15 protein-coding genes and 1 pseudogene (1 of these 16 cut by a window edge) are annotated in these 15,741 nt (G+C 60.3%); 9 read left to right on the top strand and 7 right to left on the bottom strand.

The annotated features are described in order from the left end of the window. Positions 1–1,282 carry the 5' portion of an aspartate aminotransferase family protein gene (locus tag NWV16_RS04345; RefSeq protein WP_260522104.1) on the bottom strand. Its footprint begins 68 nt before the window's first position, so the window shows 1,282 of its 1,350 coding nt (coding positions 1–1,282); its start codon is at positions 1,280–1,282; the stop codon falls past the left edge of the window. A gap of 139 nt (positions 1,283–1,421) precedes the next feature. On the opposite strand from NWV16_RS04345, the gene NWV16_RS04340 reads away from it, so the two are divergent. The 5 genes and pseudogenes from NWV16_RS04340 to NWV16_RS04320 all read left to right on the top strand — a co-directional run bounded on the left by NWV16_RS04340 (position 1,422) and on the right by NWV16_RS04320 (position 6,362). Further along, positions 1,422–2,342 (top strand): LysR family transcriptional regulator, encoded by a 921-nt coding sequence (locus NWV16_RS04340; protein WP_260522103.1) that lies wholly within the window; start codon positions 1,422–1,424, stop codon positions 2,340–2,342. Positions 2,343–2,436: 94 nt separating this feature from the next. Continuing rightward, positions 2,437–3,087 carry a TetR/AcrR family transcriptional regulator gene (locus NWV16_RS04335; protein ID WP_065261251.1) on the top strand — a complete coding sequence of 217 codons (651 nt, stop codon included), beginning with the start codon at positions 2,437–2,439 and terminating at the stop codon, positions 3,085–3,087. A gap of 7 nt (positions 3,088–3,094) precedes the next feature. After that, positions 3,095–3,663 (top strand): annotated as a pseudogene (locus NWV16_RS04330) (IMPACT family protein). A 478-nt stretch (positions 3,664–4,141) separates the two neighbouring features. Further along, a complete protein-coding gene (locus tag NWV16_RS04325; RefSeq protein WP_065261267.1) occupies positions 4,142–4,828 on the top strand; it encodes an SDR family oxidoreductase in 687 nt (228 codons plus the stop codon). Positions 4,829–5,003: 175 nt separating this feature from the next. Further along, positions 5,004–6,362 carry an 8-oxoguanine deaminase gene (locus tag NWV16_RS04320; protein WP_260522102.1) on the top strand — a complete coding sequence of 453 codons (1,359 nt, stop codon included), beginning with the start codon at positions 5,004–5,006 and terminating at the stop codon, positions 6,360–6,362. Between the two features lie 62 nt (positions 6,363–6,424). Here NWV16_RS04320 and NWV16_RS04315 read toward each other — a convergent pair whose 3' ends face one another. Next, positions 6,425–7,516 carry a calcium:proton antiporter gene (locus tag NWV16_RS04315; RefSeq protein ID WP_260522101.1) on the bottom strand — a complete coding sequence of 364 codons (1,092 nt, stop codon included), beginning with the start codon at positions 7,514–7,516 and terminating at the stop codon, positions 6,425–6,427. Between the two features lie 281 nt (positions 7,517–7,797). On the opposite strand from NWV16_RS04315, the gene NWV16_RS04310 reads away from it, so the two are divergent. Next, positions 7,798–8,751 carry an adenosine deaminase gene (locus tag NWV16_RS04310; RefSeq protein ID WP_260522100.1) on the top strand — a complete coding sequence of 318 codons (954 nt, stop codon included), beginning with the start codon at positions 7,798–7,800 and terminating at the stop codon, positions 8,749–8,751. Between the two features lie 55 nt (positions 8,752–8,806). On the opposite strand, the gene NWV16_RS04305 is transcribed toward NWV16_RS04310, so the two are convergent. The 3 genes from NWV16_RS04305 to NWV16_RS04295 all read right to left on the bottom strand — a co-directional run bounded on the left by NWV16_RS04305 (position 8,807) and on the right by NWV16_RS04295 (position 12,275). Next, complete coding sequence (locus NWV16_RS04305) at positions 8,807–10,189, bottom strand: MFS transporter (RefSeq protein WP_260522099.1); 1,383 nt, start codon at positions 10,187–10,189, stop codon at positions 8,807–8,809. A gap of 115 nt (positions 10,190–10,304) precedes the next feature. Further along, positions 10,305–11,039 (bottom strand): helix-turn-helix transcriptional regulator, encoded by a 735-nt coding sequence (locus NWV16_RS04300; protein WP_260522098.1) that lies wholly within the window; start codon positions 11,037–11,039, stop codon positions 10,305–10,307. A gap of 306 nt (positions 11,040–11,345) precedes the next feature. Continuing rightward, positions 11,346–12,275: a LysR family transcriptional regulator gene (locus NWV16_RS04295; protein ID WP_260522097.1), complete on the bottom strand. Its 930-nt coding sequence runs from the start codon at positions 12,273–12,275 to the stop codon at positions 11,346–11,348. Positions 12,276–12,391: 116 nt separating this feature from the next. Between NWV16_RS04295 and NWV16_RS04290 the strand changes: the two genes are divergently transcribed. From NWV16_RS04290 to NWV16_RS04280, 3 genes are all read left to right on the top strand, one after another. Then, positions 12,392–12,685 carry a putative quinol monooxygenase gene (locus NWV16_RS04290; RefSeq protein ID WP_260522096.1) on the top strand — a complete coding sequence of 98 codons (294 nt, stop codon included), beginning with the start codon at positions 12,392–12,394 and terminating at the stop codon, positions 12,683–12,685. Positions 12,686–12,718: 33 nt separating this feature from the next. Then, positions 12,719–13,732 carry a zinc-binding alcohol dehydrogenase family protein gene (locus NWV16_RS04285; protein ID WP_260522095.1) on the top strand — a complete coding sequence of 338 codons (1,014 nt, stop codon included), beginning with the start codon at positions 12,719–12,721 and terminating at the stop codon, positions 13,730–13,732. A gap of 166 nt (positions 13,733–13,898) precedes the next feature. Further along, positions 13,899–14,072, top strand: coding sequence for a hypothetical protein (locus tag NWV16_RS04280; protein ID WP_169428718.1), 174 nt, complete (start codon positions 13,899–13,901; stop codon positions 14,070–14,072). Between the two features lie 12 nt (positions 14,073–14,084). Here NWV16_RS04280 and NWV16_RS04275 read toward each other — a convergent pair whose 3' ends face one another. Together NWV16_RS04275 and NWV16_RS04270 are read right to left on the bottom strand one after the other, a co-directional pair. Further along, on the bottom strand, positions 14,085–15,287 hold the full coding sequence (locus NWV16_RS04275) for a multidrug effflux MFS transporter (RefSeq protein ID WP_260522094.1): 1,203 nt from the start codon (positions 15,285–15,287) through the stop codon (positions 14,085–14,087). A 117-nt stretch (positions 15,288–15,404) separates the two neighbouring features. Continuing rightward, positions 15,405–15,602 carry a heavy-metal-associated domain-containing protein gene (locus tag NWV16_RS04270; protein ID WP_007958490.1) on the bottom strand — a complete coding sequence of 66 codons (198 nt, stop codon included), beginning with the start codon at positions 15,600–15,602 and terminating at the stop codon, positions 15,405–15,407. Positions 15,603–15,741: the final 139 nt, after the last annotated feature.

The raw sequence follows: 15,741 nt of genomic DNA, 5'->3' as shown, positions 1-15,741 counted from the left end.
TGAAGGTCGGGCCGAACTGCAGCGTGTCGCCACCGAAGCGCACATAGAACCCGGCTTTCCACAATGCCATGCCGGCTTCGAACGGACGCACGATGGCGTCGCCGTCACGGCCCGCGATCTGAATCGCACCGGCCAGGCCATAGTTGCGGATGTCGATTACGTTCTTGGCACCTTTCAGGCCATGCAGAGCATTTTCGAAATGCGGTGCGACTTCAGCCACGCTCTGGACCAGGTTTTCCTTTTGCAGCAGATCGAGTGCCGCCAGACCTGCGGCGCAAGCCACCGGGTGCGCCGAGTAGGTGTAGCCGTGCGGGAATTCCACGGCGTATTCCGGGGTCGGCTGGTTCATGAAGGTCTGATAGATCTCTGAGCTGGCAATCACCGCGCCCATCGGGATCGCGCCGTTGGTGACTTGCTTGGCGATGCACATGACATCAGGAGTCACACCGAAAGTTTTGGCACCGAACATGGTGCCGGTACGCCCGAAACCGGTGATGACTTCGTCGAACACCAGCAGGATATTGTGTTGGTCGCAGATTTCACGCAAACGCTTGAGGTAGCCCTGTGGCGGAACCAGTACGCCAGCGGAACCGGCCATAGGCTCGACAAACACTGCTGCGATGTTCGACGCATCGTGTAGTTCGATCAGCTTCAGCAGTTCATCGGCCAGGGCGATACCGCCCTGCTCCGGCATGCCACGGGAGAAGGCATTGCTCGCCAGCAGGGTGTGCGGCAGGTGATCGACATCCATCATTGCCTGACCGAACAGTTTGCGGTTGCCGTTGACGCCACCGAGGCTGGTGCCGGCGATGTTCACGCCGTGATAACCACGGGCGCGACCGATCATCTTGGTCTTGGTTGGCTGGCCTTTCAGACGCCAGTAGGCACGGACCATTTTCACCGCGGTATCGGCGCACTCGGAGCCGGAATCAGTGAAGAACACGTGGTTCAGATTGCCTGGGGTCAGTTCGGTGATTTTTTCGGCCAGCTGGAACGACAGCGGATGACCGTACTGGAAGCCCGGCGAGTAATCGAGGGTGCCCAATTGCTTGGCCACCGCTTCCTGGATTTCCTTGCGGGTATGCCCGGCGCCGCAGGTCCACAGACCGGACAGCGAGTCGTACACCTTGCGGCCCTTGTCGTCGATGAGCCAGCTGCCTTCGGCACCGACGATCAGACGCGGGTCGCGCTGGAAGTTGCGGTTGGCGGTGTACGGCATCCAGTGCGCGTCCAGCTTCAGTTGGCTGGCCAGTGGCGACGACGCGTTTTCAGGCATGTTCATCGGGCAAAACCTCGCAGGGCAATAAGCTTCAGAGAGATAAAAGTCGTGGTTGCAGCTAAGTTGCCACGCCGATAAAGTCGGTGAAATCCAACTTTTCTAACCTTCAGTTAGAACTTTGCTAAACAATGAGAATAACAATATGAGCAGCCGCCGCCCCGACCCATTGGCCCAGGTCAGTGACTTCGACATTCGCCTGCTGCGGATTTTTCGCAGCGTCGTGGAATGCGGAGGCTTTTCTGCGGCGGAAACCGTGCTCGGCATCGGCCGTTCAGCAATCAGCCAGCAAATGAGCGATCTGGAACAACGCCTTGGCTTGCGTCTTTGCCAACGTGGACGTGCGGGTTTTTCCCTGACCGAAGAGGGCCGCGAGGTCTATCAGTCGGCCCTGCAGTTGTTGAGCGCTCTGGAAAGTTTCCGTACCGAGGTCAACGGCCTGCACCAACACTTGCGCGGCGAGTTGATCATCGGCCTGACCGACAACCTCGTCACCCTGCCCCACATGCGCATCACCCACGCGCTGGCGCAATTGAAGGAGCGCGGGCCGGACGTGCAGATCCAGATCCGCATGATCGCCCCCAACGAAGTCGAGCAAGGGGTGCTCGACGGCCGTCTGCACGTCGGCGTGGTGCCCCAGGCCAGCGCCCTGTCGGGACTGGAATATCAGCCGCTCTACAGTGAACGCTCACTGCTCTACTGCGCAGTCGGCCATCCGTTGTTTTATGTCGATGACAAGCAACTGGATGATGAACGCCTGAACAGTCAGGACGCCATCGCCCCGACTTTTCGTTTACCGGCAGAGATCCAGGCCCACTATCAAGCGCTCAATTGCACTGCCAGCGCTTCCGACCGGGAAGGCATGGCATTTCTGATTCTGACCGGGCGTTACATCGGCTATCTGCCGGATCATTACGCCAGTCTCTGGGTACAACAAGGTCGCCTGCGCGCACTCAAGGCCCATTCCCGCTTCTATGACTTGAGCCTGGCCTCAGTCACCCGCAAGGGTCGGCGCCCGCACCTGGTGCTGGAAAGCTTTCTCGAAAGCCTGGCCGCCACGCGCTGATGACCGGCGTTTTAGTGCCCGGGACTTGTCCCGGGACGACGGTTGCGCTATCAACGCAACTGGTTGCACCCCACAGACAAACCCGGAAGTGCCTATGACCTTTGAAGTCCCAGCCCACGGTGGAAAACCCGCCAGCCGCATTCGTCAGAAAAACGAAGAGACCATCATCAAAGCCGCCGAAGACGAGTTCGCCCGTCACGGGTTCAAAGGCACCAGCATGAACACCATCGCCACCAAGGCCGGGTTGCCCAAGGCCAATCTGCATTACTACTTCACCAACAAGCTCGGGTTGTACGTGGCGGTGCTGAGCAACATCCTCGAGCTGTGGGACAGCACTTTCAATACCCTGACGGCCGAAGACGATCCCGCCGAAGCGCTGACCCGCTACATCCGCGCCAAAATGGAGTTTTCCCGTCGGCAGCCACAAGCGTCGCGAATCTTTGCGATGGAAGTGATCAGCGGCGGTGAATGCCTGACCGAATATTTCAATCAGGACTACCGCGCTTGGTTTCAGGGGCGCGCCGCGGTGTTCCAGGCCTGGATCGATGCGGGCAAGATGGACCCGGTGGATCCGGTGCACCTGATCTTCCTGTTGTGGGGCAGCACCCAGCATTATGCCGACTTCGCCACGCAGATCTGCCGGGTGACTGGTCGCAGCAAATTGACCAGACAGGACATGGAAGACGCCGGCAACAACCTCGTCCGCATCATTCTCAAAGGCTGCGGCCTCACTCCTTCTCTATAAGACGTTTATGCCATTTACCCTCAGCGGCGTTTGCGAGTACCGCGAAGAGATTCGCAAAAGCCGTTTCATCACCTTCGCCGCCCCGATCGGCAGCCCCGCCGACGCGCAAGCCTTTATCGAGCAGCACAGCGACTTGAACGCGTCGCACAATTGCTGGGCATGGAAGCTCGGCGATCAGTACCGCAGCAACGACGACGGCGAACCGGGCGGCCGATTCTTGCGGCCATCGAGGCGCAGGACTGCGATCAGGTCGCGGTGCTGGTGATCCGCTGGTATGGCGGCATTCAACTGGGTACCGGCGGACTGGCCCGGGCCTATGGCGGCGGCGCGAACAAGTGCCTGCAAGCCGCGCCGAGAATCGAATTGATCAGCCGTGTGCCCCTGCGCTGTGCCTGCGCATTTGCCGAACTGGCGTTGGTGAAATTGCGGGTGGCGGATCTCGGCGGACTGGTGGTGGAGGAAAACTTCACGGCAAACGGGGTCGAGCTGCAGTTGGCGGTGGGCGAAGCGCAGATTCCGTTGCTGCAAAATCAGCTGGCCGATCTCAGTCGCGGGCGCATTCTGCTTCAACGCTGAGCACCTGCAATATTCCCGGGTAAGACCCGATTCGCTTATTCCACAGAGTTGCCCACATCACCTGTGTATCCGACTGTGGATAACCTGAGCACACACCGCTGTAACCCTTCTGTCACGTGGCTTTGCGCGATTTGTACACTTTTCGCCCAATGCACATGAAAAAAGTTTAATTCCGAGTAAAAACAATCAGTTAGATCTGTTTATCGCCATTGGAAGATAGCACCGCTGCGCTTATGCCAAGGTTTTCTGATTGCACACAAATACTGTGGAGCAACCTGTGGATAACCCGTTCATGACTTGCGCCGTCGCAGGCTCCGCTTAGCCCCGCCCGACTTGCTCGTTTTTTAACCAGAATTTCATGAACGAAATTAAAGTCCACATTGTCGTTGCTCCGAAAATTCAAGGAGCCACCACGTTAAAGCCTGGAGTATGCTCCGAGGTCAAACACATTCGAGAGGTCCTTGATCCCATCATGTCACTGAGTCCTGCAAAGCACGCACTGATCATCGGCGCCTCCCGGGGCCTGGGCCTGGGGTTGGTGAAAACCCTGCTCGCCGACGGCTGGCAAGTCACCGCCACGGTTCGTAACCCTTCGAATGCCGAGGCGCTGAAAGCGCTGGGTAATGTACAGATCGAAAAGCTCGACATGGACGACCAGCAAGCCGTGATCGCCCTGAGCCAGCAGCTCAAGGGCGAGACCTTCGACCTGCTGTTCGTCAACGCCGGGGTCAAAGGCCCTGAAGTCCAGACTCCGGGCGGCGCGACGCTGGCGGAGGTCGGCCAGCTGTTCTTCACCAACGCGGTGGCGCCGATCAATCTGGCCCAGCGTTTCGTCGGTCAGATCCGCGATGGCAGCGGCGTGCTGGCGTTCATGAGTTCGGTGCTGGGCAGCGTGACCATGCCCGACGCGCCGGAACTGGCGCTGTACAAGGCCAGTAAAGCGGCACTGAATTCGATGACCAACAGTTTTGTCACTCAGTTGGGTGAGCAGAAACTCACGGTGTTGTCGCTGCACCCGGGCTGGGTGAAAACCGACATGGGTGGCGAAGGTGCCGACATTGACGTGGAGACCAGCACCCGTGGGCTGGTGGATCAGGTGGACGCATTTGCCGGCAAGGGCGGCCATCATTTCGTGAACTACAAGGGTGAAACCATTCCCTGGTAAACACTGAACCCTGTGGGGGCTCGCTTCCACAGGGTTGCCCGGTCAGGTTGGACTTGCCCGGCGCACTATTTTGTTTGAAACTCCGCACCTCGTCCTGAGCGGCGACCCTGGATCAGCAGACAGGGCAACACTGAGCTGGCAACCCTGAACCCCACTTTCAGAGGAGCCGGCCACAATGCCTGCGACCCGTATCTGGTTAAAAAATCCCCTCGCCATATTCACGGCCAACAGTCTCGATGCCCGTGGCGGTCTGGTGCTGCAGGACGGTGTGATCACCGAAGTGCTCGGCGCCGGCCAACAACCTTCTTCGCCGTGCAGCGAAGTGTTCGATGCCCGTGAGCATGTGATCCTGCCGGGCCTGATCAACACCCATCACCACTTCTATCAGACCCTGACCCGCGCCTGGGCGCCGGTGGTCAATCAGCCGTTGTTCCCGTGGTTGAAAACCCTGTACCCGGTGTGGGCACGCCTGACGCCTGAAAAACTCGCCCTCGCCACCAAAGTCGCGCTGGCCGAGTTGCTGCTGTCGGGTTGCACCACCGCTGCCGACCATCATTACCTGTTCCCGGATGGCCTGGAAAACGCCATCGACGTGCAGGTCGAAACCGTGCGTGAACTGGGCATGCGCGCCATGCTCACCCGTGGCTCGATGAGTCTCGGCGAAAAGGACGGCGGCCTGCCACCGCAACAGACCGTGCAGGAAGGCCAGGTGATTCTCGACGACAGCCAGCGGCTGATTCACGAGTACCACGAGCGTGGCGACGGTGCGCAGATCCAGATCGCCCTGGCGCCGTGCTCGCCGTTCTCGGTGACTCAGGAAATCATGTCCGCCAGCGCCGATCTGGCGAACAAACTCGATGTGCGCCTGCACACTCATCTGGCCGAGACCCTCGACGAAGAAGATTTCTGTCTGCAACGCTTCGGCCTGCGCACCGTGGATTATCTGGACAGCGTCGGCTGGCTCGGCCCGCGCACCTGGCTGGCCCACGGCATCCACTTCAACCCTGACGAGATCGCCCGCCTCGGCGCGGCCGGTACCGGCATTTGCCATTGCCCGAGCTCGAACATGCGCCTGGCCTCCGGCATCTGCCCGAGTATCGAACTGACCGATGCCGGCGCGCTGTTCGGTATCGGTGTGGATGGCTCGGCATCCAACGATGCGTCGAACATGATCCTCGAAGCCCGCCAGGCGCTGTATATCCAGCGCCTGCGTTATGGCGCCGAGAAGATCACTCCCGAGCGCGTGCTGGGCTGGGCAACCAAGGGCTCGGCAAGCCTGCTGGGGCGCGCCGACATCGGCGAACTGGCAGTGGGCAAGCAGGCGGATCTGGCAATGTTCAAGCTTGATGAGCTGCGTTTCTCCGGCAGTCATGATCCGATTTCGGCGCTGTTGCTGTGCGGTGCGGACCGGGCGGATCGGGTGATGATCGGCGGGAAATGGCGAGTGGTCGACGGGCAAGTCGAAGGGCTGGACCTCAAGGGTCTGATTGCCGATCACAGCCAGGCGGCCCGGCAACTGATCGCCGGCACCTGATCACCCCGCGCTTGAACCTGTGGGAGCTGGCCTGCCAGCTCCCGCATTGGTTTGTGGTGGGCTCAAAGGCCGAGCAGCGACAACATGATGAACGTCGCAAACAGCACAAAGTGGGTCATGCCTTCGATGGCATTGGTCTCACCGTCATTAAGGTTGATCGCGCTGACGATCAGCGTGATGAAGATCATCACCGTCTGCACCGGCGTCATTGCCATCTGAAACGGCTGACCGGTATAGAGCGCCATCGCCTCCATCACCGGCACGGTCAGGATCACCGTCGATAACGACGCGCCCATTGCAATGTTGACCACCGACTGCATGCGGTTTGCCAGGGCTGCGCGCAACGCGGTCAGGATCTCCGGCGCAGCTGAAATCGCGGCCACCAGTATGGCCGTGATCACCGGCGGTGCGCCCGTGCCTTCCAGCCCCAGATCGAGGGTCTTGGACATCACCTCGGCCAGTGCGCCGATCACCACCACACCGAACACCAGAATGCCGATCGACAACACCAGACTGACCGGTTTCGGCTCCTGCTCCACCGGTTCTTTCCTGCGGCGCTTGTCCGGGTAGCTGTAGCTGAAAAAATAACTGTGCGGGCCGACCTGCATACGCAGGAACAACGCATAAAGCAGCACCATCGCGCCGATGGTGAAGGCTGAATAGATTTTCCAGTCGGCTTCGGGAATGAACTCCGGCACCACCATCGAAACGCCCATGGCGGTGAGGATCATCACGCTGTAGCTGCGCGCCGAATCATCGTTATAAGACTGTTCGCCATGCTTGATGCCCCCCATCAGTGCGGCAAGGCCCAGGATGCCATTGATATCGAGCATCACCGCCGAGTAAATCGTGTCGCGCACCAGGGTGGCCGAGGCTTCATTGCTCATCATGATCGCCAGGATCACCACTTCCACCAGCACGGCGGCCAGGGTGAGAATCATCGTGCCGTACGGGTCGCCGACTTTCTCCGCGAGCAACTCGGCCTGGTGGGCAACACGCATCGAGGCGGCCACGATGAACGCGATCAGAATCAGCCCGGCAGTCAGGGCGATGGCCTGACCGCTGTGCAGTAACCAGTGCTCCAGCGGCCAGGCCACGAGGGTGGCGATCAGGGCCAGCAGCAGAAAGCGTTCTTGCTTGAGTAAGGTGAGCATGTCGGGCCTTCGCGTACCGGGGTCGAATGAGCTAGTGACTGCGCAACGGTGCTGATGGTTCGTTACACCTTGGCGCCCCTGCAATGGCGGCTAGTTCGGCAGAGGCGATCCGATCGGTTTATCAATAAGGCCCTACCCCGACTTCCCGGCATTTGTAGCCCCTCCAGCTCAAACCTTTGCTTTGCCATTTTTTCGATAAACAAAACAGGTTGGTCGGGTTTTGCCAATTGTTTCGGCGCGCATCTGTAGAATGCCGTCATTGCACCTGATGAGAAAAGAATATGTACGACTGGCTCAACGCCTTGCCCAAGGCCGAATTGCACCTGCATCTCGAAGGCTCGCTGGAGCCCGAGCTGCTGTTCGCCCTGGCCGAACGCAACAAGATCGCCCTGCCGTGGAGCGACGTTGAAACCCTGCGCAAGGCCTACGCCTTCAACAATCTGCAGGAATTTCTCGACCTGTATTACCAGGGCGCCGACGTGCTGCGCACTTCCCAGGATTTCTACGATCTGACCTGGGCCTATCTGCTGCGCTGCAAAGAACAGAATGTGATCCACACCGAACCGTTCTTCGATCCACAGACCCACACCGACCGGGGTATCCCGTTCGAAGTGGTGCTCAACGGCATCGCCGCTGCCCTGAAAGATGGCGAGCAGCAACTGGGCATCACCAGCGGTTTGATCCTGAGCTTCCTGCGTCACCTGAGCGAAGACGAAGCGCAGAAAACCCTCGACCAGGCACTGCCCTTCCGTGATGCATTCGTCGCGGTCGGTCTGGACAGCTCCGAGATGGGTCACCCGCCGAGCAAGTTTCAGCGCGTGTTCGACCGTGCACGTCACGAAGGCTTTCTGACCGTCGCTCACGCTGGCGAAGAAGGCCCGCCGGAGTACATCTGGGAAGCGATTGACCTGCTGAAAATCCAGCGTATCGACCATGGTGTGCGCGCCGTCGAAGACGAGCGCCTGATGCAACGGATCATCGATGAACAGATACCGCTGACCGTGTGCCCGCTGTCGAACACCAAGCTCTGCGTATTCGATCACATGTCCCGGCACAACATTCTCGACATGCTCGAGCGTGGCGTGAAAGTCACGGTGAACTCCGATGATCCGGCGTATTTCGGTGGTTATGTCACCGAAAACTTTCATGCGCTGCACGAACATCTGGGCATGACCCAGGATCAGGCCAGACGCCTGGCGCAGAACAGTCTGGATGCACGGTTGGTAAAACCGTAGGCAACACTGCAAAACCAACTGCGGGAGCGAGTCTGCTCCCAAGGTTGGACAGGGTTCAGCCCATGCTTTCTGCTTCTGTCAGCTCTTCGAGCGTCCTGCCCCGGGTCTCCATCCCGAAGCGCCACACCACTGCTGCAGCAATCGCAAAGCACAATGCTCCCAACGCAAACACCCCGCCCTGCCCGGTGACCGGGAATACCAGCCCGGTGATCAACGGCCCGAGCAGTGACCCCACACGTCCGATGGCCGAGGCGAAACCCGAGCCCGTCGCCCGCGCCGACGTCGGGTAAAGTTCCGGCGTGTAGGTATAGAGCACCGCCCACATGCCGAACAGGAAAAACTGCATCAGCAAGCCCGAACCGATCAACAGCGCGACATTGCCGCCGAACACTGCACTCTGACCGTACAGAAACGCCATCACCGCGCCACCGAGCAAGGTGACGATGCATACCGGTTTGCGCCCCCAGCGCTCCACCAGCCACGCCGCCATCAGAAACCCGGGAATTCCGCCGAGAGAAATCAGCACCGTGTAATACACCGACTGGGTCACCGCGAACCCCGACTGTTGCAGTAACGCGCTGAGCCAGGAGGTCAGGCCGTAGAACCCGAGCAGTGCAAAGAACCACAGGCTCCAGATCATCATCGTGCGCTGGCGATACAAAGGCGACCAGATCTGCCCGAGGGCCGAAAGGAAGTTGCCCGGTGGCGTGATCACCCGAGGCAGACGAACCGGAGCCGGCAACACAACACCGCCAAGGGATGCCCGCACCCGATCCTCGATCGCACACAACACCTTGTCCGCCGCCTCATGCCTGCCGGCCTGCTCCAGCCAGCGAGGCGACTCGGGAATGAAAAAGCGGATCGCCAGCACAAACACCGCCGGCACCGCCAGCACCAGAAAGATGTCGCGCCAGCCGATCAGCGGCAGCAGGAAATACGACAATACCCCGGCAGCGACAAATCCCAGAGGCCAGAAGCCGTCCATCAAGGCAATGTATCGCCCGCGACGCCGGGCGGGGATCAGCTCCGACAGCATCGACTGGGCAATCGGAAACTCCATGCCCATGCCGACACCCAGCAAAATCCGGAACAGCGTCAGGCTCTCGACCGTCTGCGCGGTGGAACACAGGTAACTGGCCAGCCCCCACAACACGATGCTCCACTGAAACACCGGTTTGCGGCCGAATCGATCGGCCAGCAGTCCGGAAAGCGATGCTCCCAGCACCATGCCGAAAAAACTCGAACTGGCGAGCAGCCCGGCTTCGGCGCTGCTCAGGCCGAATTCGTTTTTGATCGAGCCCAGCAGGAAGGTCATCATCGCCAGATCCATGGAGTCGAAAAAGAACGCCAGGGCGATGATGATGAATATGATCCGGTGATAACCGCTCACCGGCAGGCGTTCCAGTCGATCCGCCGCGCTGAAGCTTCCCGTGTCCATGCCACCTCCTCTCTCCGGAATGTTCCTTGATCGAGTGTGCGCGATAGCCGATGAGCGTTTGTGCCAGATGCGACCTGATCGCAGTCACAGGCGACGCCGGACATCAGGAAGTGCGCTACAACGCCATTTCCAGCTCGGTTTCCCGGGCAAACCGGTGAATCTCCCGCTGCCCTGCCGCTGTCAGTTGCAAGGCACGGGAGTCGTTGGGCAGCATCAACCAGCCGGACTGCATGAACAGTTGCAGCAACGCCGCGCCCAGCGAGCCGCCCATGTGCGGGCGACGCTCGCTCCAGTCCGGGCAAGCGCAGGCCACCTGAACATTGCGATGAGCCAGTGCCTGGATGAAGACCCCGCGACTGGCCAGTTGCGTCGCCCCCTTGTGGGTGACGATCACACGGTGCTCAAGCTGTTCGATCCAGCCGGCATCGAGCAGACGTTGATACAGATCGGCCGCCAGCGTACCGCCCAGATGGTCATCACAAAATCGCGCACGCAGCAGGGAGGACGGAGCGGCCCGGGGCCTGGCCAGAGGTGTGGAGCGTTTGAACACATCTGGAATCTTCTGCGGGGTGCTGGCGATCGTGGCACTGGCCAGAGCCTCGATCGCGGCGCCGACTTCGGGAGCGGCGAGACGGAAGAAACGTTTGCGCCCGCGGATTTCGACCCTCAACAGACCTCCAGCGGACAAGCGCCCCAGATGGGCGCTGGCCGACGACGGAGACAACCCCGCCAGCAGCGCCAGTTCCTCGGTCTGCCGGGCCGAGCCATCCATCAGCGCCCACATCATTGCGCTGCGTTTGGGATCGGCCAGCAGCGTGGCGATCTGGCTGATGCAAGGTGCATGTTCCATGTGTTCACTCCCTGTTGAATCGTATCGTCTACTGCCCGCAGACATCTTGACCAGTAATCAGTCATCGGCCAAACCGCGCAAAATGCCTTGAGCAAAAGACAAGGCAACACCCCGGTCACCGACACTCGTCGTCTTTGGCGCAGCCATCATCGCCACCGGTCAGTGACGATCTGATCACGCCACAACTCCCGCACCGGTGCAGATTTCAGGCGGACGCTAGTATAAGCGGGTTGCTGGCGGCGTCCCGTGCCGGAGCGGGTACGGCTGGTGATTGTTCCTGACAGAAATTTCGCTATTTGCCTGCGACTAATGATCAACCTGCGGAAAAACGGGAAATCGGCTACTCAATTCGGCGCAACGACTGGCGAGCATCTCCCTCAACAGGTTCACCGGCTTACTCAATTGAGCGCGATGGGCGCACAGCAGATTCAGCGGAGCCCTTTCGCAAAGCAAACCCGGCAACAATACTTTCAGGCGCCCGGCAAGCACATCGCCGGCCACATCCAGCCACGACTTGTAGGCGATGCCCGCCCCTGCGACCGCCCACAGACGCACCACGTCGGCATCATCGCTGAAGCGATCGCCACTGACGGTCAGACCGACTTCCCGCTTGCCATCGTGAAAACTCCACTGGTCGTGCACCCGGCTGCCCAGCATGTACAGCAGGCAATTGTGCTGCGCGAGCTGTTCCAGTTGTGTCGGCTCGCCGTGTTTCGCCAGATAGCCGGGAGAGGCGCAAAGCACCCGGCGGTTGTTCGCGGCAATCGGCAGTGCGACCAGACTGGAGTCTTCCGGTTCGCCGTAGCGCAGGGCGATATCCACAGGTTGGCGAAACAGGTCGGCGATACGATCGCCCAACAGCAGGCGCACAGTCAGCTTCGGGTGTTCACGCTGAAATTCATCGAGCCACGGCAGCAGCAGGTTGCGACCGAAGTCCGAGGGTGCCGACAGCTGCAAAATGCCGCTGACCTGATCCTGTCCACTGGCCAGCAGACGGCGACCTTCATCGAGATTGCTCAATGCCGCCCGGGCGTACTCGAGGAAGCCTTCACCCTCTGACGTCAGGCGCAGGCTACGAGTGGAGCGCGCCAGCAAGCGAGCGCCGAGCTGTTGCTCGATACGCTTGAGCGCGGCGCTGGCCACTGCGGCGGACATGTCCATCACCCGCGCCGCCGCCGAAAGGCTGCCCAGATCCGCGGCCCGGACAAACAACTGCAAGTCATCGAAACGCAGCATTTCAGCCTCGATTATCAAAAAAACATTGAAAGAGCCTGCTCTTTTAGCGGGTTTTATCTCGTGTAGAAATAGCCAATCATGCCTCCCATCGAATTCAGTCCGTTTCGGAGTCAACCATGTCCCAGCCCTTCACCGCCATCGCCACCCTGATCGCCAGACCCGGCCAGCAGGAGGCTCTCGAACAACACCTGCGCGCTCTGATCGAGCCGACCCGCGCCGAGGCCGGTTGCGGCCAATATGAGCTGCACCAGGATCTGGCCAATCCGCTGGCCTTCTACATGATTGAACAGTGGGCCAGTGACGAAGCCCTGCAGGCCCACGACGCCAGCGCGCATATCCAGCATTTTCGCAGTCAGGCCGGGGCGTTCCTCGAACACTTCGAACTCAAGCGCCTGCGCGTCATCGCCTGAACCCTTCCTTACAAGCACTTTCCGGAGTCCTCCATGAAAGCCATCGCCTATTACGCGTCCCTGCCGATCAGCGACGAAAAAGCCCTGCAAGACATCGAACTGCCGGAGCCGATTGCCGGCCCGCGCGACCTGCTGGTGGAAGTCAAAGCGATTTCGGTCAATCCGGTCGACACCAAGGTTCGACAGAACGTCGCACCAGAAGGCGGTGCCGCCAAAGTGCTGGGCTGGGATGTGGCCGGTGTGGTCAAGTCTGTCGGCAGTGAAGTGACACTGTTCAAGGCTGGCGACAAGGTGTTCTACGCTGGCTCCATCGCCCGGGCCGGCGGTAACAGCGAACTGCATGTGGTGGATGAACGGATCGTCGGCCACATGCCGAAAACCCTCGATTTTGCCGAGGCTGCCGCGCTGCCGCTGACCGCGATAACGGCCTGGGAACTGTTGTTCGAGCGCCTGCAGATTCGTGAAGGCAAAAGTGACGAAGGCCAGCGTCTGCTGATCGTCGGCGCAGCCGGTGGCGTAGGCTCGATCCTCACTCAACTGGCCAGTCAACTGACCGGGCTCAAGGTGATTGGCACCGCCTCCCGCCCGGAGACTCGCAACTGGGTGACAGAGCTGGGCGCTGATCTTGTGATTGATCACAGCCAGCCGTTGAGCGAAGAACTGAAACGCGCCGGCGTCGACCAGGTGACCCACGTTGCCAGTCTGACCCAGACCGACCAGCACCTGGACCAACTGGTCGAAGCCTTGGTGCCACAAGGCAGACTGGCGCTGATCGATGATCCGAAGTCGCTGGACGTGAGCAAACTCAAACGCAAAAGCCTGTCGCTGCACTGGGAGTTCATGTACACCCGCTCGCTGTTCGAGACGCCCGACATGATCGAGCAGCACAAACTGCTCAACCGCGTGGCGGAGCTGATCGACAGCGGCACCTTGAAAACCACTGTCGGCGAGCACTTCGGCACGATCAACGCGAGCAACCTGCGCCGCGCTCATGAATTGCTGGAAAGCGGCAAGGCCAAGGGGAAAATTGTTTTAGAAGGTTTCTAAAATCAGCAAGACCGCCGCCCCCGCCGATACCCAAAGTATCTGGAACGGGGGCCGCGGTGTTTTTTTGCCGTCAGTCAGATGCTTGATGCTTGTCACAATTGCGATCGTATTCAGGACTACAATCGACAACTCTGCGGTGCAATCTTTTACGTACGGGAGGTCAGCAATGAAGATCCTGATAAAAGAAGTGGCAAAGTCCCAGTGGCAAGTTCGCCTTGACCAGCACGCCGTGACATTTCGCAGTGAAGCCGAAGCTCGCGCCTTCACCCGCACCCTCGAAGCGCGTCTGCACGCGCCCCATCAGATTCCCGACCCCGGTCAGCAGCGCGCTGTCGGCTGAGGTATTTCGTTCTTAAGTTTCAGCCTGCGCCTTTGCCAGCGCCCGGGCATTCTGCATGCGCCGGGTAAGCATTGCTGCACTCACCACCAGCAAGCCGCACAGGCTGATAACCAGCGCCATCGGCACGGCTGTGCCGTCGTGCAATACCCCGACCAGCGCCGAGGCGCCGGCGGCGACGCTGAATTGCATGCAACCGAGCAACGCCGAAGCACTGCCAGCGCGGGCGCCCTGCCCGTTCATCGCACTCGCCGCCGCATTCGGGCTGATGCACCCAAGACTCGCCACGCAAATGAACAATGGAATCAGCAACGGCCACAGGGCCTCGGTATGCAGGGCGCTGACCGCAAGCAGCGTCAGCCCGGCACCGAAGTAGACCCAGACCGCCCGTGACAACAGAAAGGCCGGGCCGCGCTTGGCCAACAGTCGCGCATTGACCTGCGCCACCAGAATGAAGCCCGCTGCGTTGGTGCCGAACAGCCAGCCGAAATGCTCGGCCGGCACGCCATACAACTTGATGAAAATGAACGGGGAGCCGGCGATGTAGGCAAACATCCCGGCGATGGCGATGCCGCCGGTCAGGGCATGCCCCATGTAGATCGGGTCGGTCAGCAGCCGGCCATACTGGCGCAGGGCTCCGGACAGGGGCTGGCGCGGCACATGGGCCGGCAGACTTTCCGGCAGGCCGAGCGCTACCGCCAGACCGGCCAGGGCACTGAACCCGGTCAATACCAGAAAAATCGACTGCCAGCCGGTGGTGTTGACCAGCAAGCCACCCAGCATCGGCGCGAGGATCGGCGCCAGCCCCATCACCAGCATCAACTGGGAGAAGACTTTCGCCGCCCCCACTGCGTCGCATTTGTCGGCGACCACCGCCCGGGAAATCACCATCCCTGCACATCCGCCCAGCGCCTGGACGAATCGCGCAGCGATCAGCCATTCCAGATTCGGCGCATAGGCGCAGGCCACTGACGCCAGAGTGAACAGCGCAAGGCCCGTGAGCAATGGAATCCGTCGACCGAAACGATCCGCCACCGGCCCGTAGGCCAGTTGACCGATGGACAAGCCAAAGAAATAAGCCGACAGCGTCAGCTGGACGTGTTTCTCATCGGTGCCGAACGCCAGCGCCATGGCGGGAAATGCGGGAAGATAGAAGTCGATCGCCAAGGGACCGAAGGCGGTCAAGGCACCGAGAATCAGAATGGTACGAAAGTTCATCAGGCGTCCAGGTTTGGCAGGCAGTTGGGCGGACACTCGGGTAGAGCGTGCAGCCCGACAGTCTAGCCGCGCAGGGACACCTTGAACAATCCGGTAGCTCGCTAACTATTAAACTGTTCAGGCGAGCTTGATGGCGTAACCTTCTTCGCTGATCGCCTCGATCACCTGCTCGGCGCTCAACGCACTTTCGACACCGACTTCCTTCGCCGCCAGATCGACCCGCACACTGGCCGCCGGATCCTTGCTCTGAACCGCTTGGGTGACGGCTTTGACGCAGTGACCGCAGGACATGCCTTCAACAGTGAACACTTGCATGGAATGACTCCTTTGAGTGAGGTTGCCCGCAGTGTCGAGCTTGCCACGATGGCAAGGTCAAGTTCTGCAAACACCTGCCGGGCTGGCAATCGGCGCCGCGCTCGGCCAAGCTGCGTGCATTAATGACATCAATTCAGGA

The organism is Pseudomonas sp. BW7P1 (genome assembly GCF_024981055.1).
In the GTDB taxonomy this organism is placed as follows: Bacteria; Pseudomonadota; Gammaproteobacteria; order Pseudomonadales; family Pseudomonadaceae; genus Aquipseudomonas; species Aquipseudomonas bananamidigenes.
The sequence above is the reverse complement of the archived record's forward strand: the minus strand, read 5'-3'. Positions and strand labels throughout refer to the sequence as shown.

What these genes read in the sequence shown, in the direction of transcription:
- NWV16_RS04340 (WP_260522103.1), top strand. Translation starts at nt 1,422, where the DNA reads ATGAGCAGCCGCCGCCCCGACCCATTGGCCCAGGTCAGTGACTTCGAC.
- NWV16_RS04335 (WP_065261251.1), top strand. Translation starts at nt 2,437, where the DNA reads ATGACCTTTGAAGTCCCAGCCCACGGTGGAAAACCCGCCAGCCGCATT.
- NWV16_RS04320 (WP_260522102.1), top strand. Translation starts at nt 5,004, where the DNA reads ATGCCTGCGACCCGTATCTGGTTAAAAAATCCCCTCGCCATATTCACG.
- NWV16_RS04315 (WP_260522101.1), bottom strand. Translation starts at nt 7,516, where the DNA reads ATGCTCACCTTACTCAAGCAAGAACGCTTTCTGCTGCTGGCCCTGATC.
- NWV16_RS04310 (WP_260522100.1), top strand. Translation starts at nt 7,798, where the DNA reads ATGTACGACTGGCTCAACGCCTTGCCCAAGGCCGAATTGCACCTGCAT.
- NWV16_RS04305 (WP_260522099.1), bottom strand. Translation starts at nt 10,189, where the DNA reads ATGGACACGGGAAGCTTCAGCGCGGCGGATCGACTGGAACGCCTGCCG.
- NWV16_RS04300 (WP_260522098.1), bottom strand. Translation starts at nt 11,039, where the DNA reads ATGGAACATGCACCTTGCATCAGCCAGATCGCCACGCTGCTGGCCGAT.
- NWV16_RS04295 (WP_260522097.1), bottom strand. Translation starts at nt 12,275, where the DNA reads ATGCTGCGTTTCGATGACTTGCAGTTGTTTGTCCGGGCCGCGGATCTG.
- NWV16_RS04290 (WP_260522096.1), top strand. Translation starts at nt 12,392, where the DNA reads ATGTCCCAGCCCTTCACCGCCATCGCCACCCTGATCGCCAGACCCGGC.
- NWV16_RS04285 (WP_260522095.1), top strand. Translation starts at nt 12,719, where the DNA reads ATGAAAGCCATCGCCTATTACGCGTCCCTGCCGATCAGCGACGAAAAA.
- NWV16_RS04280 (WP_169428718.1), top strand. Translation starts at nt 13,899, where the DNA reads ATGAAGATCCTGATAAAAGAAGTGGCAAAGTCCCAGTGGCAAGTTCGC.
- NWV16_RS04275 (WP_260522094.1), bottom strand. Translation starts at nt 15,287, where the DNA reads ATGAACTTTCGTACCATTCTGATTCTCGGTGCCTTGACCGCCTTCGGT.
- NWV16_RS04270 (WP_007958490.1), bottom strand. Translation starts at nt 15,602, where the DNA reads ATGCAAGTGTTCACTGTTGAAGGCATGTCCTGCGGTCACTGCGTCAAA.